22 protein-coding genes and 1 pseudogene are annotated in these 24,085 nt (G+C 65.3%); 12 read left to right on the forward strand and 11 right to left on the reverse strand.

All coding sequences use genetic code 11. The features are described 5' to 3' along the window. Positions 1-17 precede the first annotated feature (17 nt). A complete protein-coding gene (gene hemN / locus RPS27_RS00465; protein ID WP_212067372.1) occupies positions 18-1,370 on the forward strand; it encodes an oxygen-independent coproporphyrinogen III oxidase in 1,353 nt (450 codons plus the stop codon). Positions 1,371-1,503: 133 nt separating this feature from the next. Next, complete coding sequence (locus tag RPS27_RS00470; protein WP_212067371.1) at positions 1,504-1,701, forward strand: DUF1858 domain-containing protein; 198 nt, start codon at positions 1,504-1,506, stop codon at positions 1,699-1,701. 111 nt (positions 1,702-1,812) lie between these two features. Here RPS27_RS00470 and RPS27_RS00475 read toward each other — a convergent pair whose 3' ends face one another. Then, positions 1,813-2,523 (reverse strand): Crp/Fnr family transcriptional regulator, encoded by a 711-nt coding sequence (locus RPS27_RS00475; protein WP_211416006.1) that lies wholly within the window; start codon positions 2,521-2,523, stop codon positions 1,813-1,815. 129 nt (positions 2,524-2,652) lie between these two features. Between RPS27_RS00475 and RPS27_RS00480 the strand changes: the two genes are divergently transcribed. Next, complete coding sequence (locus RPS27_RS00480; RefSeq protein ID WP_212067370.1) at positions 2,653-3,864, forward strand: NnrS family protein; 1,212 nt, start codon at positions 2,653-2,655, stop codon at positions 3,862-3,864. A 2-nt stretch (positions 3,865-3,866) separates the two neighbouring features. On the opposite strand, the gene RPS27_RS00485 is transcribed toward RPS27_RS00480, so the two are convergent. After that, a complete protein-coding gene (locus tag RPS27_RS00485) occupies positions 3,867-4,904 on the reverse strand; it encodes an AraC family transcriptional regulator (RefSeq protein ID WP_212067369.1) in 1,038 nt (345 codons plus the stop codon). Positions 4,905-5,109: 205 nt separating this feature from the next. Between RPS27_RS00485 and RPS27_RS00490 the strand changes: the two genes are divergently transcribed. Together RPS27_RS00490 and RPS27_RS00495 are read left to right on the forward strand one after the other, a co-directional pair. Continuing rightward, complete coding sequence (locus tag RPS27_RS00490; RefSeq protein ID WP_194404284.1) at positions 5,110-5,730, forward strand: response regulator transcription factor; 621 nt, start codon at positions 5,110-5,112, stop codon at positions 5,728-5,730. A gap of 168 nt (positions 5,731-5,898) precedes the next feature. Continuing rightward, the gene (locus tag RPS27_RS00495; RefSeq protein ID WP_212067368.1) at positions 5,899-7,578 is read left to right on the forward strand and encodes a mucoidy inhibitor MuiA family protein; all 1,680 of its coding nucleotides are present in this window, start codon (positions 5,899-5,901) and stop codon (positions 7,576-7,578) included. A gap of 47 nt (positions 7,579-7,625) precedes the next feature. Here the strand turns inward: RPS27_RS00495 and RPS27_RS00500 are convergent, their stop codons facing one another. The 4 genes from RPS27_RS00500 to RPS27_RS00515 are packed head-to-tail and all read right to left on the reverse strand — an operon-like array spanning position 7,626 to position 10,674. Further along, complete coding sequence (locus RPS27_RS00500; RefSeq protein ID WP_212067367.1) at positions 7,626-8,426, reverse strand: heme ABC transporter ATP-binding protein; 801 nt, start codon at positions 8,424-8,426, stop codon at positions 7,626-7,628. Continuing rightward, entirely contained in the window at positions 8,423-9,514 is a 1,092-nt protein-coding gene (locus RPS27_RS00505) for an iron ABC transporter permease (RefSeq protein WP_212067366.1), read from the reverse strand. The genes RPS27_RS00500 and RPS27_RS00505 overlap by 4 nt, the downstream gene beginning before the upstream one ends. Next, the gene (locus RPS27_RS00510) at positions 9,511-10,464 is read right to left on the reverse strand and encodes a hemin ABC transporter substrate-binding protein (protein ID WP_212067365.1); all 954 of its coding nucleotides are present in this window, start codon (positions 10,462-10,464) and stop codon (positions 9,511-9,513) included. Before RPS27_RS00510 ends, RPS27_RS00505 begins: the two co-directional genes overlap by 4 nt. A gap of 6 nt (positions 10,465-10,470) precedes the next feature. Then, positions 10,471-10,674, reverse strand: a complete 204-nt coding sequence (locus tag RPS27_RS00515) for a hemin uptake protein HemP (RefSeq protein WP_313753839.1) — start codon at positions 10,672-10,674, stop codon at positions 10,471-10,473. A gap of 263 nt (positions 10,675-10,937) precedes the next feature. Between RPS27_RS00515 and RPS27_RS00520 the strand changes: the two genes are divergently transcribed. The 6 genes from RPS27_RS00520 (at position 10,938) to RPS27_RS00545 (ending at position 16,329) form a co-directional block, all read left to right on the forward strand. Next, positions 10,938-13,283: a TonB-dependent hemoglobin/transferrin/lactoferrin family receptor gene (locus tag RPS27_RS00520; protein WP_212067364.1), complete on the forward strand. Its 2,346-nt coding sequence runs from the start codon at positions 10,938-10,940 to the stop codon at positions 13,281-13,283. A gap of 93 nt (positions 13,284-13,376) precedes the next feature. After that, positions 13,377-13,709, forward strand: a complete 333-nt coding sequence (locus RPS27_RS00525; protein WP_212067363.1) for an antibiotic biosynthesis monooxygenase — start codon at positions 13,377-13,379, stop codon at positions 13,707-13,709. Between the two features lie 27 nt (positions 13,710-13,736). After that, on the forward strand, positions 13,737-14,246 hold the full coding sequence (gene hutX / locus RPS27_RS00530; protein WP_212067362.1) for a heme utilization cystosolic carrier protein HutX: 510 nt from the start codon (positions 13,737-13,739) through the stop codon (positions 14,244-14,246). Positions 14,247-14,271: 25 nt separating this feature from the next. Then, positions 14,272-15,048, forward strand: coding sequence for a tonB-system energizer ExbB (exbB, locus tag RPS27_RS00535; protein ID WP_212067361.1), 777 nt, complete (start codon positions 14,272-14,274; stop codon positions 15,046-15,048). Between the two features lie 4 nt (positions 15,049-15,052). After that, the gene (gene exbD / locus RPS27_RS00540; protein ID WP_212067360.1) at positions 15,053-15,499 is read left to right on the forward strand and encodes a TonB system transport protein ExbD; all 447 of its coding nucleotides are present in this window, start codon (positions 15,053-15,055) and stop codon (positions 15,497-15,499) included. Next, a complete protein-coding gene (locus tag RPS27_RS00545; RefSeq protein WP_212067359.1) occupies positions 15,499-16,329 on the forward strand; it encodes a TonB family protein in 831 nt (276 codons plus the stop codon). Before exbD ends, RPS27_RS00545 begins: the two co-directional genes overlap by 1 nt. A 192-nt stretch (positions 16,330-16,521) precedes the next feature. On the opposite strand, the pseudogene RPS27_RS00550 reads toward RPS27_RS00545, so the two are convergent. The 5 genes and pseudogenes from RPS27_RS00550 to RPS27_RS00570 form a co-directional block, all read right to left on the reverse strand. Further along, positions 16,522-17,493, reverse strand: a pseudogene (locus RPS27_RS00550) (esterase-like activity of phytase family protein); the annotation flags it as partial. Positions 17,494-17,520: 27 nt separating this feature from the next. Further along, a complete protein-coding gene (locus RPS27_RS00555) occupies positions 17,521-18,420 on the reverse strand; it encodes a carbohydrate ABC transporter permease (RefSeq protein WP_212067358.1) in 900 nt (299 codons plus the stop codon). After that, a complete protein-coding gene (locus RPS27_RS00560; RefSeq protein ID WP_212067357.1) occupies positions 18,413-19,369 on the reverse strand; it encodes a carbohydrate ABC transporter permease in 957 nt (318 codons plus the stop codon). Before RPS27_RS00560 ends, RPS27_RS00555 begins: the two co-directional genes overlap by 8 nt. Positions 19,370-19,538: 169 nt before the next feature. Beyond that, entirely contained in the window at positions 19,539-20,879 is a 1,341-nt protein-coding gene (locus tag RPS27_RS00565; protein WP_212067356.1) for an ABC transporter substrate-binding protein, read from the reverse strand. Positions 20,880-20,963: 84 nt separating this feature from the next. After that, a complete protein-coding gene (locus RPS27_RS00570; RefSeq protein ID WP_194404268.1) occupies positions 20,964-22,007 on the reverse strand; it encodes a C-terminal binding protein in 1,044 nt (347 codons plus the stop codon). Positions 22,008-22,261: 254 nt separating this feature from the next. Here RPS27_RS00570 and RPS27_RS00575 point away from each other — a divergent pair, with 254 nt between their 5' ends. Beyond that, on the forward strand, positions 22,262-23,947 hold the full coding sequence (locus tag RPS27_RS00575; protein ID WP_212067355.1) for a methyl-accepting chemotaxis protein: 1,686 nt from the start codon (positions 22,262-22,264) through the stop codon (positions 23,945-23,947). Positions 23,948-24,085: the final 138 nt, after the last annotated feature.

The following is a 24,085-nucleotide window of genomic DNA, read 5'->3' on the forward strand; positions in this document are numbered from 1 at the left end:
TTACGAATGGGTAAGATATGAGAGCTGACCTCGCGGCGAGCTACGGCGAAGAACGATTGCCACGCTATACGAGCTACCCGACCGCACCGCATTTCTCAAAAGCGATCGGTCCGGACACCTACGGCCGGTGGCTGGCCGAGTTGCCCGCGAGCGCCAGCGCCTCGCTCTATCTCCACGTCCCGTTCTGCCGTGAGATGTGCTGGTATTGCGGTTGTCACACCCAGATCGTCCGCCGCGACGAGCTCATCGCCGGCTATCAGCGGACCCTGCGCAACGAGATCGTGCAGGTCGCCGAAACCATCGGCCGCCGCATCAAGGTGGAGCACATCCATTTCGGCGGGGGCACGCCAACGATCATGATGCCGGAGGCTTTCGCCGAGTTGATGGCGACGATGCGCCAGAAGTTCTTCGTGCTGCCTTCGGCCGAGGTCGCGGTCGAGATCGATCCTCGCACATTGACCGCCGACATGGTCGAGGCGATGCGGCTCTCCGGCGTCAACCGCGCGAGCCTTGGCGTGCAGAGCTTCGATCCCGTGGTGCAACGGGCGATCAATCGGGTGCAAAGCTTCGAGCAGACGGCGTCCGTAGTCGAGCAGCTTCGGCACGCCGGCATCGTCGGAATCAATTTCGACCTGATCTACGGCTTGCCGCACCAGACCGTCGCATCGTGCCTGGATACGGTTCGGCGCAGCCTCACCCTCGCACCCGACCGCTTCTCCGTGTTCGGTTACGCCCATGTGCCCGAATTCAAGAAGCACCAGCGCATGATCAACGAGGGCGTGCTGCCTGACGGCCTCGCGCGCCACGACCAGGCCTGCGCGATCGCCAATGCGCTGAAGGAGGCCGGCTACGTGCAGATCGGGCTCGATCATTTCGCGCGGCCCGACGATTCCATGGCGGTGGCCTTCGAGGAGCGGACGTTGCGGCGCAACTTTCAGGGCTACACCACCGACAAGGGTGAAGTCCTGCTCGGTTTCGGCGCGAGCGCGATCGGCCATTTGCCGCAAGGTTACGTTCAGAACGAGGTGCAGATCGGCGCCTATGCGCAGAGCATCGCCGCCGGCCGTCCCGCCACCGCGAAGGGCTACGGGCTCACCGACGACGACCGGCTGCGCGCCGACATCATCGAACGCATCATGTGCGAGTTCAGCGCCGACCTCGGCGACATCTGCGCGCGCCATGGCGCCGAGGCCGGGGCGATGCTGAACTCGGCGGCGCGTTTGAAGCCGCTGATCTCCGACGGCGTCGTAAGGCTGGAGGGCAATCGCCTCGCAGTCGCAAAAGACTCGCGCTTCCTGGTCCGCAGCGTCGCCGCCGCGTTCGACGCGCATCTCAATCCGGCAAAGCAACTGCACAGCCGGGCTGTGTAACCCTCTCTCCGCCATTCCGGGTTCGCGACTTGGTCGCACCTGGAATGACGGTGGAGAGAAGCAGCGCCAGCTTGCGCTTCCACAAAGAAACTCCGCGCCCTTCCGCTATCGTCGTATCGGAACGGAGTTGTCCATGTCCTTTGGATCCGACGATCTGGTCGATGACATCATGCGCACGGCGCCGCACACGATCCGCGTGTTTCTGGCCTTCAAACTGGCTTGTGTCGGTTGCCCGATCGCAACCTTCCACACGGTGGAGGATGCCTGCCGCGAGCACGGCATCGACCGCGAAAAATTCCTCGCCGCGCTGGTTGATTGCGTGCCGGCGTGAAACGGTCTGGAATTCGCGCGGGCGCGCGCGGATTCTCGGGTGAGGGGCGGCTTTCGCCGTAAGCGGAAGCCCCCCACCCCTATCCTGGACGGAGGCGCCTTGGTGCGCCCGTCACGCCGCCCCGCTGTCTGCGTTCCGTTCCGCCAACACGACGATCCCGTGCGGGTCGCGCAGAATGATGCGCTGGCGGCCGCTCTCGACGAGGCCTTGGCTCTCCCAGCCGCTCAGGATGCGGCTGACGGTGTGCAGCGTGGTGCCGGTCATCTGCGCGATGTCCTGGCGGCTGATCGGGAAATCGATCTCGATGCCGTGGTCGAGCTTCTTGCCGGATTGCTTGGCGAGGCGCAGCAGCGCATGCGCGACGCGCTGCTCGACCTGCTGCGTCGACATTTCCAGGATGCGGGTGTGGCTCTCCTGGAGGCGCGTGCCGACGGTCTGGAGCGTGTTGGCGGCCAGCGAAGGAAATCGCTCGACCAGCCGCGGCCAGGCCGAGGTCGGCCAGATCAGCACGACGCTGTCGTCGACCGCGATCGCGGTCGCCGGATATCGCGCGGCCCCGATCGCCATGGCGAGCCCGAAGGTTTCGCCGGGCGCGACGTAGCGCACCACGATCTGCTCGCCGGTCGGCGTGGTCTTGGCCGCGCGGACGTGGCCGTGCAGCAGCAGGAAAAAGGACTGTGCGTCTGCGCCCTGCTCGAAGATGGCGCTGTTCTTGGGATATCGCGCCGAACGGGCCTCGCGCAGGATCTCGTCCAGAGCTTCCGGCGTGACCCCGGCAAACAGCGGCAAATGCGCAACCAGCGATGTGTCGACCTTGGCCATTCTGCCTCCTTGGCACTGGGAGTGTGATGGCACCTGCAATCGTCCGACAGTTTGCGATAGCGCAAAACGGGACGGCGGGCTGGCAGTATTTTTCCAGACAACGAACTGAGATTTATTGGAGTTGACCCCATGGCTGGCGCCCGATCCCGAAAATATGAGGGCTGGCCGCTGTTTGCGAACAGTTTTCGGCCGTTTTTCCTGCTCGCCGCGATCCAGGCGGGGCTGTCGATCCTGGCTTGGCTGCCGATGTTCTATGGCGAATTGTCGGTGAGTTCCGCCTTCGCGCCGCGCGACTGGCACGTCCACGAGATGCTCTATGGCTTCCTGCCGGCTGTCATCACCGGGTTCCTGTTCACGGCCATTCCGAACTGGACCGGCCGGCTGCCGATCCAAGGCGCCTCGCTTGGGGCTCTGGTGATGGTCTGGCTTGCCGGGCGTGCGGTGGTCACGTTGTCGGCCGATACCGGCTGGGCGTTCGCGCTCGTCGTCGATGCGGCCTTCCTGGCGCTGGTCGTCGCCGCCGCGGCGCGCGAGATCGTCGCAGGCGGCAATTGGCGCAACCTTCCGGTGGTGGGGCTGGTGTCCGTTCTGCTCGCCGGCAACGTCGCTTTCCATCTCGAGGCGCATTACCAGGGCGCGGCCGATATCAGCATCCGCGTCGGCATCGGCGTGGTCGTGCTGCTGATCGCGCTGATCGGTGGACGCATCATTCCGAGCTTCACCCGCAACTGGCTGGTCAAGTTCAATCCCGGCCGCCTGCCGGTGCCGTTCGGACGCTTTGACGGCGCAGTGATCGGATGCAGCGCGCTCGCGCTCATCGCCTGGGTCGTCGCGCCGCTGAATGCCGTCACCGGTGTCCTGATGGCGCTGGTCGGCGGGCTGCATCTTTTGCGGCTTGCGCGCTGGGCCGGCGACCGAACCTTCCACGAGCGGCTGCTGGTGATCCTCCATATTGGTTATGTCTTCGTGCCGCTCGGCTTCATCCTGCACGCCATTGCAGTGTTCGGAGCGCTGCCGCCAAGCGCCGGCATCCATGCCTGGATGGCGGGTGCCGCGGGAACCATGACGCTCGCCGTGATGACGCGCGCGAGCCTCGGCCATACCGGTCAGGCGCTAACCGCTTCGCCGGCGATCCAGGTCATCTATGCCGCGGTCGTCATCGCGGCTCTGGCCAGGGTCGCGGCCGTGGTATTTCCCGCGCAGAGCGATGTGCTGCTGCACATCGCTGCCTGCGGTTGGCTCGTCGCATTTCCAGGATTTGCCGTCGCGTTCGGCCCGCTGCTCGCCGGCAGCCGGCGGCGTGCTCTCGCGATCATGGGCGTGCCTGCGCCGGCGCGTTGAGCTCAAGCAGCGGTCGCCGACGGCGTATCGGCCGGCGCTGCCGGAGGCCGCACGCCCTTGCGCCAGTCGGTGATGGTGCAGCCGAAGCGGCCGCGAAACCAGCGCGCCATGGCGCTCTGCGCGGAGAAGCCAAGCTGCACCGCGATGTCAGCCAGCGGTCGGTCGGGATCGTCAATCAACTGGATGACGAGATCGGCGCGTTGCGCATCCAGGATGGCCGAGAAGCTGGTGCCTGACGCTGCGAGATGGCGGTGGATGGTACGGCGGGTGCAGGCAAGATGCTCGGCGACGCGTTCGACGGTGCAGTCGCCGGTCGCGAGCAGGGTCCGCACGACCTCGTCGACCTTCCCTTCCCAGCTTGCCGGCCGGGTCTCGATGGCCTCGATCCGCTTGCGCAGATAAGCCGCGATCAGGGGATGCGCGCTCGGGATCCGGCGCTCCATGTCGTGCACCGACAGCAGGATCGCATCGTCCTCGGCGTTGAAAGTCACGCGGCAGCTGAAGAAGTCGCGATAGCGCTTGCGGTCCTTCGGCGGCGGATAATGCAGATGCACCTCCTGCGGTCGCCAATCGTGGCCGTAAAGCGACTGGATGATGCGGTGGATGCTGCCCAGCGCCATGTCGATCGACTGGCGCGGCGCCATCGGCCGACGGCCGCGCAGATGCAGCGTGACGGCCACGGTCTGCTTGCCGCGCGTGACGTCCAGCCGCATGCCCTCATGGTGGATATGGATGAAGCGCGAGAACGCTTCGATGGCTTCGCCGACGGTCGCCTGCTCGCGCACGATCAGGCCGACCGCGCCGAAATTGGTCAGGCCGCCGCGCTCGGCGAGACGCAAGCCGAAATCTTCGGCACCGGACGCCTTTGCCGACAATTCGAGCAGGCGGCGCAGGCCGGCGACGGCAATGGGGGTATCGGGTTTGTCGAGACAGGCCAGCGGCAGCCTGGCCTTGCGCATCATCTGTTTGGGATCGAGCCCCACCGACCGGGCAATTTCCGGGTAATAGCTCAAGCCTGCGCTGCGAACGAGGTCGGTCATGCGAACCGTTCCTGCCAGCCATTCCCGCAGATGTCCCGAAATGTAAAGTTTCTGTCTCGATCCGTCAAATCGGGGAACCGGGCGCCGCATACATAAGGGAAACCGAAGCACTGGCGTGAATGCCGTGCTCATGACGGCGCGGCGCGGCGATGGGGCCCGCCTTCCGTTTCGGACCATTTGACCAAGACATTGCTGGATCGGGATTATGCCGGGAAACATGCTTTCCAAGGGTGAGGTATTCGTCATCGACACCGACGCTGCCTCCCGCGAACAACTTTCGACCGCGCTCCAACAGAGCGCCTATGACGTGATCTGCTTCGCTGACGGTGCGTCTCTGTTGTCCGAGGCGAAGGCGCGGATGCCGGCCTGCGTGCTGATGGAGCTGCCGCCGGATCGCTCCGGCCTCGACATGCTCAGGCGGCTGCGCGAGGAAAACTGCATGGCGCCGGTGCTGGTGACCTCGGCGAATGGCAGCATCGCCATGGCTGTCGACGCCATCAAGAGCGGCGCGACCGACTTCATCGAAAAGCCGTTCCGCACCCATGATCTCGTCGATCGGATCGATGCCGCCATCGACGAATTCGCCCAGCCCGGCACGAGCCGACAGGGCTGGCTGCCCGGTTGCGAGCCACTGACCGCGCGCGAAGTCGACGTGCTCGGGCACCTTGCCGCCGGTCTGACCAACAAGGAGATCGCCCGCCGCATGCATCTGAGCGCGCGGACGGTCGAAGGCTACCGCGCCGGCATTTTGAAGAAGGCCGGCGCGAAGAACGTGACCGATCTGCTCCGGCGCATCTTCGGCCAGGGCTCGCCGACCCAGGTGTGAGGATTGCCGCGGGACTGCAAGACGTTCCGCGGCCTTGGTGCCGCCGCAGCGGCGCCCCAAGGAAACCCCAATCGAACCAGTTCCTTCCCTGCCGCGTCCAACCATGTTGGCGAGGCATCTTTCGCGCGTCCGGCTGGCGACGCGTCGATATCGGCAGGGAGGAATTTCATGCGCATCACCGCAAAATGTCTGGCAACGACGAGCCTGGTCCTGGTGACCACGGCGCTCGCGGTGCCGTCATGGGCCGCCGAATTGGACGCCAATTCGGCGATCGACGCCGTCACCGTCTATCCCGATGGCGCGACCGTGACCCGGATCATTTCGCTGGACCTTACTTCCGGTGACAGCACGCTGGTCGCCAGGGATTTTCCGCTCTCGCTCGATCCGTCCTCCCTCCGCGTCGAAGGCGAAGCAGGCGCCAAGCTCACCATCGGCACGATCGATGCGCGGCCACCGCGGACCACGCCGCCCGTCAACCTGCCCGAGCTCGACAAGCGCATCGAAGCGCTGAAGGATCAGCGGGCCGACCTGCAAGGTGCAATCGACTCGGCCAACGCAAGGCGCAAATTCGCGCAGCACTTTGCCGAGGCCTCGCCCACAGGCCTCGGGGACAAGGGCGAGGCCCGGCCGATCACCGAATGGCGCACGGCCTTTGCCGCGGTCGGCGAGGAGATCGCGACCGCCGACACGGCGATCCGCGACGCCACGCGCAAGCAGCGCGAGATCGACCGCCAGATCGCACAGCTCGAGGCCGAGCGCTCGGCCAAGCCGCCGAGCAAGCTGGAAGTGCGGATCGACGTCGCCTCGGCCGCAGCGACCAAGGCGACGCTGCGGGTGACCTATGCCGTGCGCAACGCGCGCTGGGTGCCGCTCTACGACGCCCGGCTCGACACCGGCGCCAAGGACCGCAAGCCGCAGCTCGAACTCGTGCGTCGCGCCGAGATCACGCAGTCGACCGGCGAGGATTGGTCGAACGTCGCGCTCGGCGTCTCTACGGTGCGCATCGGCCGCGGCGGCAGCGCCCCGGAGCTGAGCTCGCTGGTGGCGCAATATCCGCAGGTGCCGAAGCCGCTGGCCCTCGGCACGGTCTCGGACCTGGCGCGGCCTGCACCCATGACCCGCCAGGCACAATCGCCGGCGATGGCCAAGATCGCGGAGGCGGCCGAGCCGCGCGAACGCGCGGACGAGCAGCAGGCGGTCGCCGAGATCGGCGGCTTCCAGGCGACGTTCAAGATTCCCGGCCGCGTCAGCCTCGGCGCCCAGGAGGGAGCCAAGAGCATGCGTATCGCAGCCATGAGCGTGCCCGCCGACCTTGCGGTGCGAGCTGCGCCGGTGCTGGACCCGACCGCTTTCCTCGAAGCGAGCTTCAAGCAGAGCGACGACACGACGCTGCTGCCGGGCAAGGTCGCGATCTACCGCGACGGCGTCTTTGTCGGCCGCGGCAAGATCTCGGCGTCCGCCAAGGACGACATCGTGCGGCTCGGCTTCGGCGCCGACGACAAGGTGAAGATCGAGCGTGCCGTGCTCAAGCGCAACGAGGGCTCGGCAGGCCTGCTGGTCACGACGTCCAAGACCGACGAGCGTTCGTTCAAGACCACGATCCGCAACGGTCACGATTTCCCGATCAAGGTCGCGATCGAGGATCAGTTGCCGGTTAGCGAGAGCGAGGACATCGTCGTCGAAATGCTGCCCGCGACCACGCCGCCCACGGCAAAGGATATCCACGACAAGCGCGGCGTGCTGGAATGGTCGTTCGATGCCAAGCCGGGCGAGGTCCGCGACATCAATTTCGCCTGGCGGATCCGCTGGCCGAAGGACAAGAGCATGGTGATCGTTCCGGCGGGGTAGGCGGCGCCCTTCACCTCGCCCCGCTTGCGGGGCGAGGGAGCGCACCTTCACAGCGAAGGCCCCGCCGCCCGCATCGATTGCGGCAGCACGTACGGCACGCCGTCGGCCTGATGCACCTCGGCGTCGATCTCGAAAATATCGCGGATGATCTCGCTCGTGACAATGTCCGCGCGCGGGCCATCGGCGGCGAGCTTGCCACCCGCCAGCACGACGAGCCGGTCGGCGAAGCGGATCGCGAGATTGAGGTCGTGCAGGATCGCGATCACTGCCGTGCCGCCGCCGGCGCGGCGGCGGGCGGCTTCGACCAGGTCGATCTGGTGACGCAGATCGAGGCTCGAGGTCGGCTCGTCCAGCAGCAGAAGTCCCGGGCCATGCTCGGCCTCGCCGCAGGCAAGCTGCACCAGCACGCGGGCGAAATGGGCGCGCTGCTGCTCGCCGCCCGATAGCGTCGGCAATTGCCGGTCGCGGAAATGCGCAAGGCCGACCTCGTCGAGGGCCGCATCGACGAGCCGGCCTGCGTCACGTGCGCTGCGCTCTCCCGCGCCCATCAGCACGATCTCCTGGACGGTGAAGGGGAAGGTGACGCTGATGTGCTGGGACAACATCGCGCGGCGCGCGGCGAGCTCGCGCGGCGTCAAGCTGCTGATGTCGCGCTGCTTCAGGCGCACCTCGCCTGCATTCGGCCGGAGATCGCCGGAGAGCAGCCGCAGCAACGTCGATTTGCCGGCGCCGTTCGGGCCGATGATCGCGACCATCTCGCCGGCATTGACCTCAAGGCCGACGCCGTCGAGCAGCGTCGCGCGGCCGGCACGCTTGCTGAGGGACCGCGCCTCGATCACGGCACTCATAGCGAGGCGAGCCCGCGCTGGCGCAGGAGGATGAAGAGGAAGAGCGGCGCGCCGACGGCTGCGGTCAGGATGCCGATCGGCATCTCCGCCGGCGCCACGATCGTGCGCGCCAGCGTGTCGGCGCCGACCATCAGGATCGCGCCTGATAGCACCGAGGCCGGCAACAGCAGGCGATGCGCGGGGCCAATGACGAGCCGGAGCAGATGCGGCACGACGATGCCGACGAAACCGATGACGCCGCTGATCGACACCGCGACGCCGGTCATGGCGGAGACCATGACGATCGAGATCCGCTTCAGGCGCTCGACATCGACACCGCCGTGAAAGGCGTCGGCCTCGCCGAGCACCAGGAGATCGAGGCCGCGTGTGATGAAGCTGCAGGCGCCGAGCCCGATGACGAGGACCGGCGCGAGCACGGCCGCTTTGGTCCAGGTCACGCCGCTCATCGAGCCCAGCATCCAGAACGTGATGTCGCGAAGCTGGCGGTCATCGGCGACGAAGACCAGAAGCCCGATGCCGGCATTGGCGATGGCAGTGATGGCGACGCCGGCGAGCAGGAAGATCGCGATCGAGGTGCGCCCCGAGCGGCTCGAGATCCCGTAGAGGATGGCGGTCGTGGCCAGCGATCCCGCGAATGCCGCGAGCGGCAGCAGCTCGGTCTGCAGGAAGCGCAGCGACTCGCCGAAGCGCGAATCGGTGAAGACGATCGCGCTTGCGGCTGCGAGCGCGCCGCCGCTGGAGACGCCGACCAGCGCAGGATCGGCGAGGGGATTGCGAAACAGTCCTTGCATGATCGCGCCGGCCGCCGCGAGCAGGCCGCCGATCATCGCGGCCGCCGCGATCCGGGGCACGCGGATCGACCACAGCACGAGCTGGTCGCGGGCTGTCATGGCCGTGCTTTCGGCTGATAGCCCGAGTGCGGCGGGCAGGCGGGAGAGGGGGATGCCGGCGGCGCCGACGGTCAGCGCGACGATCGCGGTGACCGCGAGCACCGCGACCAGGAGCGGGATCGCGAGCGATGCGGACCGTCGCCTGGCGCTGGCGCTGCGTTCCGGGCTGCGCGCTCCAGTTCCGATCGCCACGCTCATTGCCGGCAATTCGCCGCCGACAAGGCCGACGTGAACCCATCGCTCCCTTCAGCCAAAGCCGGATAAAGCCTTGCGGAAAGATCGCGCGCCGCCGCGGCCGTGCGCGGCCCGAAGCCGAGCAGATAGAGCCCGTCCATGGTGATGAAGCTCTTGTTCGTCGCGACCGGCGTCAGTGCAAAGCCGGGGTGGGCATAGATCGCCTCGGCAGGAAGCGAGTCCTTGCCGCGTTCGATCGACAGCGCGACGTCGGGTCTTGCCGCTGCGATCGCCTCGTCGCCGATGATCTTGTAGCCGTCGAAATCGTCGATGGCGTTGGCGGCGCCGGCGAGCCGAATGATCTCCTCGGCCGCCGTCTCGCGACCGGCCACCAGCGCTCGCCCGTTCTGCAGCGACATCACGAACATCACGCGCACCGGCTTGGTCACCCTGGCACGCAGGACGCGGAGCTGCGCAAGATCGGCGCTGACCGCGGCGCTCAGGCACGCGGCGCGCGCGTCGACGCCCATGGCGTGACCGACCAGTTTTATCTTCTCGATCAGGCCGGCTTCGGTGAAGGTGTCGGGCACCAGCACCAACGGCACTTTCGCCGCTTCCAGGATGTCCATGGTCTCGCGCGGGCCCGAGCCCTGGATCGCGAGGATCAGGGTGGGATTGAGCCCCAGCACGCCTTCGGCGGAGATCTGGCGCATATAGCCGACATTGGGTTTGTCGTGCAGCGCCGCCGCCGGATAAAGGCTCGTGGTGTCGACGCCGACCAGCCGGCTCTCGAGCCCGAGCGCGTAAAGGATTTCGGTGATGGCGCCGCCGATCGAGACCGTGCGCGCGAAGTCGGCGACGGTGACCTCGCGATTACGCGCGTCATGCACGGTGATGCCGGCGGCGTGCGCGGCCGGCGCCAGCACGATTGTGATGGAGAGCAGGAGACTGGCGAAGGTGCGACAAAATGCCATTGCGGGTTACTTCGTCAGGATCAGCTTGTTCTGCGAGGTCAGGCGAAGCCGGTAGCTGTCTTCGCCATGCGCAATGATGATCTCGCGGGCGGCTGCGAACAGCTCGCGGCTGTCGATCCGGCTTCCACGCATGGTCAGGGTTCTCGTTGTCGCAGAAGAGCTTCCTGCCGATCCCGCCGCGTCGCCGTCGTTGTCTGCGGACGCTGACATGTGAAATGTGATGCGCCTTCGAAATCCTTGGAGTGCTGCTTGTTTGTATAAGCGGCACGGGGTGCATTCCAACGGCTGCAATTTACAATCGATATAAACTGCAACCTGATGTCATTGACCGTCAGAGTGTTGCCACGTAACCAATTATGGCAGCGGGGAACATGCCCGCGACTTGAGACATCAGCCAGCCAGTCGTTCGCGTTGCGAGCGCACGCCAGCCAGAAGACTCCAAAAACTAGAGTGAAGTGCAGGCTGGGGCTGATATGGCTGACGGGGCTTGGTATTCGCGCGCCCTGATTTTGGGCGCGTCGGTGGTTTCAATCGCGGCAATGATGACGGAGAGTAGTCTCGCGCAGACTGCATCGCCGCAAGCCGAAAACGCGTCCTCTGAGCGGCCGAAGCAGGCCGGGCGCAAGCCGCCCAAGCCACAAATGGCGCAGCAGGCAACGCCTGAGGCGCTGAACGCCAGAGCGCAAGCCGGCGCTGCGCCGGTGCAGACGCTGGACACCATCACGGTCGCAGCGACGAAGACCAGGGAGCGCGCGATCGACTCGCTCGCGCCCGTCAGCTCCGTGTCGCTCGAGCAGATCCAGGGCCTTCAACCAAACCGGCTGTCGGATGTGCTCTACGCCGTTCCCGGCGTGTCATTCCAGGAGCGCGGCGATGATCCCGCGACCGTCGTCAACATCCGCGGCTTGCAGGAGTTCGGCCGCGTTGCGGTGGTCGTCGACGGGGCGCGCCAGAACTACCAGCGCACCGGCCACAACGCGAGCGGCTCCTTCTTCCTTGATCCCGAGCTGGTCGGGGGTATCGATGTCGTGCGCGGTCCGACTGCCAATATCTACGGCTCCGGCGCGATCGGCGGCCTCGTCTCGTTTCGCACCAAGGACATCGAGGACGTGCTGCGCCCCGGCGAGCGCTGGGGCGTCGATCTCTCCGGCTCCTATGGCTCCAACAACAATCGCGGCCTTGGCTCGGTGTTCGGCGGCCTCCGCGCCGCGCCCGACGTCGATATCTTCGGCGGGGCGGTTTACCGCACGCAAGGCAATTACAAGGACGGCAACGGCACCGAGATCGGCAACACAGGCAACCAGGTCGAGAGCGGCCTGATGAAGCTCACGGTCCGTCCCGCGCTCGGCCATGAGGTCAAGTTCGGCGCGATATTCCAGGACTACCAATATGATATCGGCCAGTTCAACAGGGGGCCGACGACGACACCCGCGTTGATTGCGTTGAATCGCGGTTCGTCGGTTTATGCATCCGACGCCAAGAACTACACCGGCACCATCACCTGGAATTACGCGTTGCCGAGCGACAATCTGTTTGACTGGCACATGTCGGTCTACGGCAATCGCACCGACAACGATCAGACCAAGACCTATCATTACGGCACCACGCCGTCGGCCTATTGCAACGGCGGCTTCGGCAACAACGTTTCGGGCTGTGTTGGCGACAAGCGCGGCTATGTCCTCAATACCTACGGCATCGACGCCAACAACACCACGCGCTTCAACGTCGGCGACTGGCGCAATGCGCTCACCGTGGGCTTCGACGCGTTCCAGGACGACGTGATCACGACCGACAGCCGCGGCAATTCCAACATCACGACGCCGAGCGGCATCCGTACCGTGTCGGGTGGTTTCCTGCAGTTGAAGCAGAACTACAGCACCTGGTTCGAGGCGGTGAGCGCGATCCGCTACGACCGCTACGATCTGGAATCGGGCAGGACCAATGGCAGCGGCGACCGTTTCTCGCCGAAGATCACCCTCGGCGTCACGCCGGTTCCGGGCTTCCAGCCCTATGTGAGCTACGCCGAAGGCTATCGCGCCCCATCGATCACCGAGACGGTGATTTCCGGCGCGCACGCGACCGGTGGCGGCCCGGCATTCTTTGTCTGTCCCAACGGGACCGCCGGCATCTTCTGCTTCCTGCCTAACCCGAACCTTCGTCCCGAAGTCGGCAAGAACAAGGAAGTCGGCATCAACCTGAAATACGACAACATCTTCACTGCGTCCGACTCGTTCCGCGGCAAGATCAATCTGTTCCGGAATGACGTCAGCGATTATATCGACCTCGTTCCGTTCGGGTTCGTCACCTTCCCGGGCGTTGGCTCGTTCGCCCAGTTCTACCAGTACCAGAACATCGCGCAGGCTCGCATCCAGGGTTTCGAAGTGGAGACGATGTACGATGCCGGCGACTGGTTCGTCGGCGTCGCCGGCCACTACATCCAGGGCAAGAACGCCGTCACCAATGTCGGGCTTGCGACCATCACCCCGCGCAAGGTCGTCACGACAGGTGGTGTCCGCCTGCTCGACCGCACGCTGATCCTGTCGGCGCAGTGGGCCTCGTTCGGCGCCAACAACGATGTCCCCGCCGGTTATCTGCCGGCGACCGGCTACGAGCTTGTCAATCTGTACATGACGTACAACGCGACCAAGGACATCGTGCTCTCGGCCTCGATCGACAATCTCTTGAACCAGTACTACCGGCCTTACGCCATTCCCGGCACGTCGACCGACGGCACCACGCAGAACGACGTGCTGTGGTCGAGCCCGGGACCGGGCCGGGTCTACAAGGCCGGCATGAAGATTCACTTTGGAGGTGCGTAACGCGCGCAGCAACACCACAAACCTCCGCCGGGCCGCGCTGATGCTCCAGCGCGGCTTCGGTGCGTTTCGTTTTGATCAGAAGGAGAGACTTTGATGTTCATCGCCATGAATCGTTTCCATGTGAAGAAGGGCGCGGAGACCGCGTTCGAGACCGTCTGGGCCACGCGCGAATCCTATCTCGGCAGCATGCCGGGTTTCGTCGAGTTTCATCTGTTGAAGGGCCCGGAGGCCGAGGACCACACGCTCTACTGGTCGCACACCAGCTGGGTCGACAAGGCGGCGTTCGAGGCCTGGACGCGCTCCGAGGAATTCCGCCGCGCCCATGCCCGTGCCGACAACAGAACCGGCGAGAGCCTCTATCTCGGCCATCCCAAGTTCGAGGGCTTTGAGGTGATCCAGAGCGAGCGCAAGGCCGCGGCAGCTTGAGGCCACGACGCACTGGAGGATCCGGACATGTTGAGCACCGATCTCGCCGATCTCAGGGCCTATATGGCCGACAACCCTGGCGCGGTGATCGAGGACGTCGCGCGCGAGCGCAACGTCACCCCGCGCGCGGTGATCGAGGCGCTGCCATCCTCCATGGTGCGCCTCGGTGGCGGCGAGCAATTTGCCGCCGCCATGCAGGACATCGCGGCGTGGGGTGAGGTCACGCTGATCGTTCACACCGATGATGCGATCTTCGAATTCACCGGCGCCATTCCTGCCGGCGAGATCGGCCGCGGCTATTTCAACCTGATGCAGCCGAAGGGCCTGCACGGCCATCTGCGCCACGAGCGCTGCGCGGCCGTTGCCTTCGTCGAGCGGCCCTTCATGGGCAAGACCTCCGCCTTCGTCGCTTTCGTCAATGCCGACGGCGGCATCATGTTCAAGGTGTTCGTCGGGCGCGACGAGACAAGGGCGTTGCGGGCGGATCAGCTGGTGCGGTTCCGGCAGCTTGCAGATCGGATCGTGGCCGCAGTGTAGTTCGCTTCAACCTCGGGAGCTCAGGATGCAGAGCAATTCCAGGCTTCGGCATATGATCCTAACCATCGCGCTGGCGCTCGCGCCGGCACCGGCCTTCGCGATCGACCAGGCCCTGCTGCCGCGCAATCTGTCGCCCTGGGGCATGTTCCTCGGCGCCGACGTCGTGGTGAGGACGGTGATGGTCGGACTCGCCCTCGCCTCGCTGGTGACCTGGACGGTGTGGCTCGCCAAGACCATCGAGCTGCGCCGCAAGGGCGCGCTCGCCCTCGAGCGGACGCGCGCGCTGGAAGGCAAATTGACGCTGGCCGAGGCGTCCGCACGGGCCGGCGACGTCCACGACGCGGTTGCCCAACTCATCCAGTCCTGCGCCAGGGAGGCCGAGCTCTCCGGCGGCGTGCTCGACGACGGCCTTCAGGAACGTGTCGCGCTGCGGCTCGAGCGGGTCGAGGCGGCAATGTCTCGGCAGATCGCGCGCGGCACCGGCTTGCTCGCGACCATCGGCGCGACCGCGCCGTTTGTCGGGCTGTTCGGTACCGTCTGGGGTATCATGAACTCCTTCGTCGGCATTTCGGAGAGCCACACCACCAGCCTCGCGGTGGTCGCACCTGGTATCGCGGAGGCGCTGCTTGCCACCGCGCTTGGCCTCGTCGCGGCGATCCCGGCGGTCGTGATCTACAATCATCTCGTTCGCAGCATTGCCAATTACCGCGCCCTGCTCGGCGACGCCTCGGCGCAGCTGATGTTGCTGGTCAGCCGCCAACGCGACCACAGGGAATTCCGTCTGGCGCGGGCGGCGGAGTAGAGCCATGGCCGCAAAGCTCGGTACGCACTCCGGATCGCCGCTCAAGCGCGGCGACCAGGGCGATCTCGACGTCACCCATGAGATCAACGTCACGCCGTTCATCGACGTGATCCTGGTGCTGCTGATCATCTTCATGGTGGCCGCCCCGCTCGCCACCGTCGATATCGGCGTCGAGCTGCCGGCAACTGCGGCCGAGCCGGCGCCGCGACCGGACAAACCGGTCTTCCTCACCGTCAAGCCGGACCTGTCCGTCGCGGTCGGCGAAGACGTCGTACCCCGCGACGCGCTCGGCACCTCGCTCGATGCCGCCACCAAGGGCCGTAAGGACGAACGCATCTATCTGCGTGCCGACAAGGCGGTCTCCTATGGCGACCTGATGGAGGTGATGAACGCCTTGCGCAACGCCGGCTATCTCAAGGTCGCGCTGGTCGGCCTCGACGGACGCAGCTGATGGCCGCGAACGCCTTCGCCCTGCACGATCCGCTCGCCGAGCGCGAAGCGGCGCGTTGGGGCATGTCGGCGGGAGCGATCGTGGTGCTCCATGTGGCTGCCGCGCTGCTCGCGATGAATTGGCAGAGGTCGCAGCCGGAGCAGGGCGTCAGCCTGCCGGCAATCATGGTCGATATGGCGCCGCTGACCTCGGCGCCGCGGTCGACGCAGGATGACATCGCACCTGGGCCGGTGATGCAAGAAGCCGATGCCTCGCCCCCGGAGCCCGTGCAGCAGCAGGCCGTCGAGGAGACGATCGTGCCGACGCCGCCTCAGGATAAGCCTGACGTCGTGGCGCCGCCGGAGCAAAAGCTCGAGCCGACACCGGCCAAGCCGGAACCCGCGAAGATCGTGCCGGTCGAAAAGCCGGCGCCCGCAAAGCCGAAGGTGGTTCGCCGCGAGGCGAAAAAGCCGTCGGAGGCGACGCCTGCGCCGCGCACCAGCGCAGCCCCGCGCGCCGAGCGAGAGGCGCCGATGGCATCGGCCCAGAGCGCCGGGGCGGTGGCCGCCGCGATCGCGTCGTACAACCAACGCGTCCGTGCGCATCTGATGCGCTTTCACTCCTATCCTGCCGGTGGTGGCGGCCAGCGCGGCGTCGCCAGGCTGAGCTTCACCGTCAGCCGCAGCGGGCAAGTGACATCCAGCCGCCTCGCCGGTTCATCCGGCGTTGCTGTCTTCGACGCCCAGGCTACGTCGATGGTCCGCCAGGCCTCGCCGTTTCCCCCCATACCCGACGAGATCAAGAACGGCACGATGAGTTTTACGATTCCTGTGGAATTTACTGTGAGGTGAGGGGGCGCGTCTCCACAAACTCCGGCCGTCGTCCCGGACCAGCGCAAGCGCAGGTCCGGGACCCATAACCACAGGATCGAGTTTGACGAAGGCTCGTCATCGCCATCTCGTGCCACGACTCCGGTTTGGGGTTATGGGCCCCTACGTTCGGGACGACAGTGGAGTGTATGGCGGCCGAAGAGAATCGCTCTGCTACTTCGCCTTCAGAAAATCCGCGACCTCCAGCAGCACGAACTCGTCGTCGTCGGCCTTGTTGGGATCGCGGCTGGAGGAGAACGGCAGGTTGTTGTCGTTGCCGACGATGATGTGGGTGTCGTCGACCCGATCGACGTTCTCGATGGTGAAGAACGGGAAGGTGTAGGCGCCGTCGTTCAGCGGCTTCCGTGCTTTCTTGTCGGGATCCCGGATCTTCATGAGGTCGATATAGCCGATCTTGCGCGCGGGCTTGCCGACATTGGCGTGGGTCAGCTCGATCTTGTAGACGCGCTTGAACTTGGCGAGATCCGGGAAGCAGTTCTCGCCGCGGGTACCTTGCGGGCAAGCCTTGTCGGCGGTGCCTTCGCCGTTGTCGCGCTCGATGACGAGGCCGGAGGCCGGGTCGATCATGTTGAAGTCGCCGATGGCATTGCCGTTCTGCTCGAACACATAGTGCCAATAGCGGCCGGTGAATTTCTCTGCGGCGACGTCGAATTCGAGGATGCGCGAGGCTTCCTTGCCGTCGACCTTCTCCCAGTCCTTCTTCTCGGCGTCCCACAGCGGACCCTCGAGCAGGCCGTAGAGGAATTTGCCGTCCTTGGAGGACGCAAAGCCTTCATAACCCTTGGAGCGGCGGAGATTGACATTGGTGTAGGTCGCGCCCGGCGCGCCCGGCGTTGCCACCGCCCAATTGTCGGGCGACCGCACCGGCTTGCCGTCGGCGACGGTCTCGAACACGCCGAGGATCTTGCCCGATTTGTCGGCCTTCAGGATGTAGGGGCCGAACTCGTCGCCGATCCAGAAGACATCGCCGATGATCTGAAAACCCTCGGTGTCGAAGTCGGAGCCGGTGAGATAGCGCTTCTGGGTGTCCTCGTGCACGATGCGGAAGGGCACCTTCTTGTCGGGGTCGTGCAGGAAGATGGTCTCCAGCCGCTCGATCTTGCCGCCCGCCCAATCCAACTTGTGAAGCCGGGCCAAACGCCGCAGCGGGATCTACTCCTTCACCGCGCCGGTCAGCGAAGACACGTAGTAATCCACGAACAGCGAGTAGAACACCGCGACCGGCAGCGATCCCAGCAGCGATCCCGCCATCAGCGCCCCCCACTGATAGACGTCGCCGGTGACGAGCTCGGTCAGGATCGCGACCGGCACGGTCTTGTTGGCGCCGCTCTGGATGAAGGCGAGCGCGTAGATGAACTCGTTCCAGGACAGCGTGAAGGAGAAGATGCCGGCCGAGATCAGCCCGGGCACCGCCAGCGGCAGCGTGATCCGGCGCAGGATCTGCAGGCGCGTCGCGCCGTCGACCAGCGCGCATTCCTCGAGCTCGTAGGGGATCGACTTGAAATAGCCGATCAGGAGCCAGGTGCAGAACGGCACCAGGAAGGTCGGGTAGACCAGGATCAGCGCCAGCGGCGAGTCGAACAGGCCGAACTGCACCACGACGGTGGCGAGCGGGATGAACAGGATCGACGGCGGCACGAGATAGGCGAGATAGATGCCGAGGCCGACATAGGGGCTGCCGCGGAAACGCAGGCGTTCGATGGCGTAGGCGGCGAGCGTCGAGGCGACCAGGGACAGCGTGGTCGAGCCGATCGCGACCAGCATCGTCGTCTTCAGCCAGCGTGGATAGGAGGTATCGAACAACAGATGCTTGATATGGGCGAGCGTCGGCGAGGAGATCCAGAACGGGTTGTGATCCCGGTAGTTCATCAGCTCCGCGTTCGGCTTGAACGAGGTGATCGCCATCCAGTAGAACGGAAACAGCAGGATCAGCACGAAGCAGCCGAGCGGCAAGTAGATCATCATCAGCCGCCGCAGCCCGGAATCCCAGGCCATGGTGTCGGGTGCGGCCTTGGCGTCCGCGACGCCGGTTTGCGCGACGGTATCAGTCATTGGCCTCTCCCTGCTGCCATTTGCGGCGCGCCAGGCCGAAATAAGAGAACAGCGTCGCGAACACCAGGAACGGTATCATCGACACCGCGATCGCCGCACCTTCGCCGAGCTCGCCGCCGGCGATGCCGCGCTGAAATGCCAGCGTCGCCAGCAGGTGGGTCGAGTTGACGGGCCCGCCGCGGGTGATGGCGTAGACCAGCTGGAAGTCGGTGAAGGTGAAGATGATCGAGAAGGTCATGACGATGGCGAGGATCGGCATCATCATCGGGAAGGTGATGTAGCGGAAGCGTTGCCAGGCGCTGGCGCCATCGAGCATCGCGGCCTCGTAGAGCGAGGGTGAGATGGTCTGCAGGCCCGCCAGCAGCGAGATCGCGACGAAGGGAATGCCGCGCCAGACGTTCGCCGCGATCAGCGAGAAGCGCGCCGGCCAGGGCGAGCCGAGGAAGTCGACATTGCTCGACCGCCAGTGCAGCACGTCGACGAGCAGATAGGAGATGATCGAGAATTGCGGGTCGTAGATCCACCAGAACGCCAGCGCCGAAAGCACCGTCGGCACGATCCAGGGCAAGAGGATGATGGCACGCAAGAGGCTCTTGAACGGAAAATGGTTGTTGAGCAGCAGCGCGAGCCAGAAGCCGAGCGCGAACTTCCCGAAGGTCGCGATTCCCGTATAGACCACGCTGTAGAACACCGCGTTCCACCACAAGGGATCGGTGAGCAGATACTGGAAGTTCTCGAAACCGACGAAAATGCCGCGCCGGCCGATCGTGGTGTCGGTGAAGGCGAGCCAGATGCCGAGGCCAAGTGGATAGGTGAGGAATACCGAGAGCAGCCCGATCGCGGGCGCGAGGCACATCACGATGAGGAACGGCTTGTAGTCGAACAATCGCACCAGCCAGGAGGGCTGCCGATGCGCCAGGGCGGTGGAGGAGAGTGTCGTCACGGACATCAGTGTGTTGTCCCGTCTTTGAAGACCACCACGGCCGTCATTGCGAAGAGCCCGTGACAAAATTGCGGAGCAATTTTGCACTGGTGCGACGAAGCAATCCGGACCATCTCCGCGGAGGGGACCTTGGATTGCTTCGCTGCGCTCGCAATGACGACGCTTCTATCCGGCGCTACTTCTGCCGCCGGAAGTACCGCTTGCAGCGCTGCTCCGCTTCGGCGGCCGCGGCCTCCGGCGTGGCCGCGCCGGTGGCGACAGATGCGCACATCTGAATCAGCACGTAATCGGCGCTGACGGCGCCGGTCGCCGTCGAGATCGGCCCCTTGTAGCCGTCATAATAGGTGCTGTTCATCGTGTCCTTGAACAGCTTCACCTTGGGATCCTGCGACCACACGGCGGCCTCGGCATAGGCGGCCAGCGGCTGCGACCAGTAGCCGGAATTGGCGTTGAGCCACGGCTCGTACTGGTCCTTTTCCAGCATGTATTGCAGGAAGGCCTTGGCGGCGTTGGGGTAGGGGCTGTGCTTGAACACCATGGCGTTCAGCGTCAGGCCGGCCATCGGAGAGACCTTGGCGAGGCCTTTGGGCAGCAGCTGGTGCTCGCTGTCCTCGGCGATCGCCTTGGTCGCCGGGTCGTTCTTCAGCGAGAAGTACAGCGAGACGCCGTTGGCGGTCAGCGAGATCTCCTGCGAGGAATAGGCGCGATTGTTACTGACGTCGTTCCACGATGGCGTGCCCGCGATGAAGGTGGGGTAGATCTCCTTGACCCAGTTCAGCGCGGCGATCGTCTCCTTGCTGTTGATGACGACATTGCCTTCCTCGTCGAGCAGGGACGCGTTGTGCGACCACAGAGCCCAGTTGGCGAAGCCGTTGCCGTCGCCCTTGGCATTGCCGAGCGCGAAGCCGGCCGGCTTGCCGGCCTTGTGCAGCTTGCGGCAGAGGTCGAGGATTCCGGCATGGTCTTCCGGCACCTTGTCGAAGCCGACCGATTGCAGGATCGACTTGCGGTAGATCAGGGGCCCCGCGGTGGCGCCGAACGGCAAGCCGATCCAGACGTCGCTCTTGTTCTTCTTGCCATAGCGCTGCGCCAGCGGCAGCCAGCCGCCATAGCGCTTGCCCACATAGTCGGCGACGTCGGTGAGCTCGATCAGCTTGTCGACGTAGATGTGGGGGGCGTCGGAGAAGCCGATGATGATGTCGGGGCCCGCACCGGAGTTCGAGGTGACCGCGGTCTGCTGGTTGATGTCCTCCCAGCCGACGAAGTCGACCTTGACCTCGACGCCGGTCTCCTTGGTGAACTTCGCCGCATTGGCGCGGAACACATCCTCGTCGGCCTGGACGAAACGCACCGGGCGCAGCATGCGCAAGGACGCGCCCTTCTCGATCTCGCGCTTGGGCGCCGCCACGTCGGCGGCCTTGATCGTGGATGTTTGCGCTGCAGCACCGGTGGCCGCGAGCGTTGCAGCGGATAGGCCCAGCGCCAAGGCATCACGACGTGTGATGTCGTTCCTCATCAGTACCTCCCTATGATGTTCCCCTCCCGGCGTTGATCGCCGGTGAAGGGTCGTTTCGGTCGTAGGCGCCTTTGCGCCGGCCGCCTAGCTGTTCGGCCCGCGATCCATGCTGACGGGTTGCCAGCGGCGGAGCGAGGTGGTCTGCAGCACCGACGGATTGACGCAGCTTACCGGCCACATGCCCTGCAGCACCAGTGACAATTCGTAGCCCACCCGGCGCTTGCGCGCCTCGTCAAACCGTGCCGAGGCCGAGGCGACGTGGGCCGTCAGCGTCACGTTCTCCATGCCGAGCAGGGGATTGTTGTGCGAGGGCGGCTCCTTCTCCAGCACGTCGAGGGCGGCGTGCGCGATCCAGCCCTCCTGCAGCGCCTTGATCAGGCTCTCCTCGTCCACGGTGGCGCCGCGCCCGGTGTTGATGAAGATCGAGCCCTTCTTCATCTGCCGAAAGTGCTTCTCGGTCAGCATGTGATGCACCTCGGGCCTTGCCGGAGCATGCATCGAGACGAAGTCGGATTGCGACAGCACCTCGTTCAGCGTCGCCGGGATCACGCCGTGATCGTACATCAGCGTTTCCTGGATGAAGGGATCGTAGGCCATCATGCGCAGGCCGAACGGCGCCGCACGCTTCGCAACCGCACGCGCGACGCGGCCGAACGAGACGAAGCCGAGCGTCTGGCCCATCAACCTGGGAACCTTGAGCAGCGCCGGTCGGCCCTCGGCCCAGCGGCCATCGCGCACCATGCGGTCCTGCTCGACCAGGCGGCGGAAGCCGGCAAGCAGCAGCATCATGGCGTGGTCAGCAACTTCCTCGATGAAGGTGTCGGGGATGTTGGTCACCGGGATTCCACGGGCCGTGGCGGCCTTGACGTCGACGCTGTCGACGCCGACCGAGCCGAGCGTGATGACCTTGCAAGTCTCCAAGCTGTCGATGATCGACTTGGTGATGGGGATGCCCTTGGCATAGATGGCGTCGGCGTTCTTCGCGGCGGCGATGAACCCGGCCTCGTCGGCGGGGGCCTCGACGATCTCGGCATCGATCGGATCGAGCGCTTCGCGCTCGTAGGAATAGTCGCTGCCAGCGACCGTGAAGCTCGCGCCCTTCGGCGTCACCACCCTGTATTTCGGCATTGTCTTGCTCCCGATTTGGTTTGTCGGTTCTTGTTGTGACCCGTCTCCGCGGGCGGGCCTTTGCGTCTTTTACGCGAAATCGGGGTGATCACGTACAATTCCCGGTTGTCGGCCTGCAGATAAATCGCCATTTTTCGCGGCTCCGTCCGGGCTTCTACGGAGGCACGTAAGTAACTTGCTAAGGGGTGTCCCACTAAAGGTTGATTCAAATCAAAGAGGTCTGCGGTGCGTCCGCACCATTCGAGGAGCCCACGGTGAAGTTGAGCAATCTGAAGATCGCCCCGAAGCTCGGCATCCTTGTCGGCGTCACCTTGTTTGGCCTTTGCATCTCCGGCGTCCTCGCCGGCTATTTGATGAAGCGCGAGATGGTGAATGCGCGCATCGAGCAGGCTAAGGCCATCGTCGAGATGGGACGCAATTACGCCGTGGCGCTGAAGAAGCGCGTCGATGCTGGCGAGATGACGAAGGACGCTGCTATGGCTGACCTTCGCCGCTACGGCAATGCGATGACCTATGACAAGGGTGCCGGCTACCTGTTCGGTACGTCCTACGACGGCATCACCCAGTTGGCGCCGGACCCCAAGCAGATCGGTACCAACCGTATGGAGGTCGTGACCAACGGCCGCAAGCTGTCCTGGGAGCTGATGAACGGCGCGAAAGCCAACGGTTCGATCCTGCTGACATACGAATACGCAAAGCCGGGTCAGGAAGGCTTGATCCGGAAGATGGGCTACGCGGTAGCCGTTCCCGAGCTCGAGATGTATCTCGGCACCGGCGCCTATCTCGATGACATCGACGCCAAGATGGGCCCAGTCTACTGGATGCTCGGCCTCGCCATGCTTGGCATCGTCATCGTCGCCGGCGGCGTCGCCTGGTTGATCGGCCGCGGCATCAGCCGTCCTTTGGCGCTGCTCGGCGCCCGCATGAAAGACCTCGCCGACGGCAAGCTCGATGGCGATATTCCAGGCGTCGGTCGCGGCGACGAGATCGGCGCGATGGCAGCCACCGTCCAGATCTTCAAGGACAATGCCGTCCGCATCCGCGACCTCGAGAAGACCGAAGCCGATGCCAAGGAACGCGTCGCGGCGGAACGCCGCAGCGCGATGGAGGGGATCGCCAACGATTTCGAACGCAGCGTCAACGGCATCGTCCGCTCGGTCTCTTCGGCCGCGGCCGGCATGCAGACCACGGCGCAGTCGATGACCGCGACCGCCAGCGACGCCTCGTCGCGCGCGGCAACGGTCGGTGCGGCCTCGCAAAAGGCTTCCGGCAATGTCGGCACGGTCGCGGCGGCCGCCGAAGAGCTGTCGAGCTCCGTTGCGGAAATCTCCCGCCAGGTGACGCGTTCGACGGAAGTGGCGAGCCGCGCCGTCAGCGACGCCGAGCGCACCAATGCCACGGTGCAGGAGCTCTCCACCGGTGCCGAGAAGATCGGCGAGGTGGTCAAGCTGATCCACTCGATCGCGGCACAAACCAATCTGCTCGCGCTCAACGCCACCATCGAGGCGGCCCGCGCTGGCGAGTCCGGCCGCGGCTTCGCCGTGGTCGCCTCCGAGGTCAAGGCGCTCGCCAACCAGACCGCCAAGGCCACCGAGGAAATCTCCGCCCAGGTTGCGGCGATGCAGACCTCGACCAGCGATGCGGTGGCGGCGATCGGCGGCATCACGCAGACGATCGCAGAGATGAGCGAGATCACGGCAGGCATTTCCGCCTCGATCGAGCAGCAGGGCGAGGCCACCCGCGAGATCGCCCGCAACATCCAGTCGGTCGCGGCCGGATCGAGCGAGATCAACGCCCATATCGGCAGCGTTACCTCGGCCGCGGAAGCGACCGGCACGGCGGCAGGCGATGTGCTGACCAACGCCCGCGAGCTGGACAACCAGTCCGGCGCGCTGCGCAGCGCCGTCGACAGCTTCCTCGCCAAGGTGCGCGCGGCGTAAGCCGGCGCTCGAGCGTTACCATCAACTACGACGTCATGCCCGGGCTTGTCCCGGGCATCCGCGTTCTTGGACATCGAACACGCCGTTGGGCGTGGATGGCCGGGACAAGCCCGACACTGACGGAAAATGCGGAGAGCG

This window comes from Bradyrhizobium sp. WYCCWR 12699, from assembly GCF_032144035.1.
Taxonomy (GTDB): Bacteria; Pseudomonadota; Alphaproteobacteria; order Rhizobiales; family Xanthobacteraceae; genus Bradyrhizobium.

Coding starts and splice junctions, on each gene's coding strand:
- RPS27_RS00555 (WP_212067358.1), bottom strand. CDS start 18,420: ATGACTGATACCGTCGCGCAAACCGGCGTCGCGGACGCCAAGGCCGCA.
- hutX (WP_212067362.1), top strand. CDS start 13,737: ATGTTGAGCACCGATCTCGCCGATCTCAGGGCCTATATGGCCGACAAC.
- RPS27_RS00495 (WP_212067368.1), top strand. CDS start 5,899: ATGCGCATCACCGCAAAATGTCTGGCAACGACGAGCCTGGTCCTGGTG.
- RPS27_RS00525 (WP_212067363.1), top strand. CDS start 13,377: ATGTTCATCGCCATGAATCGTTTCCATGTGAAGAAGGGCGCGGAGACC.
- RPS27_RS00565 (WP_212067356.1), bottom strand. CDS start 20,879: ATGAGGAACGACATCACACGTCGTGATGCCTTGGCGCTGGGCCTATCC.
- RPS27_RS00560 (WP_212067357.1), bottom strand. CDS start 19,369: ATGTCCGTGACGACACTCTCCTCCACCGCCCTGGCGCATCGGCAGCCC.
- RPS27_RS00515 (WP_313753839.1), bottom strand. CDS start 10,674: ATGTCAGCGTCCGCAGACAACGACGGCGACGCGGCGGGATCGGCAGGA.
- RPS27_RS00485 (WP_212067369.1), bottom strand. CDS start 4,904: ATGACCGACCTCGTTCGCAGCGCAGGCTTGAGCTATTACCCGGAAATT.
- RPS27_RS00475 (WP_211416006.1), bottom strand. CDS start 2,523: ATGGCCAAGGTCGACACATCGCTGGTTGCGCATTTGCCGCTGTTTGCC.
- RPS27_RS00510 (WP_212067365.1), bottom strand. CDS start 10,464: ATGGCATTTTGTCGCACCTTCGCCAGTCTCCTGCTCTCCATCACAATC.
- RPS27_RS00545 (WP_212067359.1), top strand. CDS start 15,499: ATGGCCGCGAACGCCTTCGCCCTGCACGATCCGCTCGCCGAGCGCGAA.
- exbD (WP_212067360.1), top strand. CDS start 15,053: ATGGCCGCAAAGCTCGGTACGCACTCCGGATCGCCGCTCAAGCGCGGC.
- RPS27_RS00470 (WP_212067371.1), top strand. CDS start 1,504: ATGTCCTTTGGATCCGACGATCTGGTCGATGACATCATGCGCACGGCG.
- RPS27_RS00570 (WP_194404268.1), bottom strand. CDS start 22,007: ATGCCGAAATACAGGGTGGTGACGCCGAAGGGCGCGAGCTTCACGGTC.
- RPS27_RS00500 (WP_212067367.1), bottom strand. CDS start 8,426: ATGAGTGCCGTGATCGAGGCGCGGTCCCTCAGCAAGCGTGCCGGCCGC.
- RPS27_RS00490 (WP_194404284.1), top strand. CDS start 5,110: ATGCCGGGAAACATGCTTTCCAAGGGTGAGGTATTCGTCATCGACACC.
- hemN (WP_212067372.1), top strand. CDS start 18: ATGAGAGCTGACCTCGCGGCGAGCTACGGCGAAGAACGATTGCCACGC.
- RPS27_RS00520 (WP_212067364.1), top strand. CDS start 10,938: ATGGCTGACGGGGCTTGGTATTCGCGCGCCCTGATTTTGGGCGCGTCG.
- exbB (WP_212067361.1), top strand. CDS start 14,272: ATGCAGAGCAATTCCAGGCTTCGGCATATGATCCTAACCATCGCGCTG.
- RPS27_RS00505 (WP_212067366.1), bottom strand. CDS start 9,514: ATGAGCGTGGCGATCGGAACTGGAGCGCGCAGCCCGGAACGCAGCGCC.
- RPS27_RS00480 (WP_212067370.1), top strand. CDS start 2,653: ATGGCTGGCGCCCGATCCCGAAAATATGAGGGCTGGCCGCTGTTTGCG.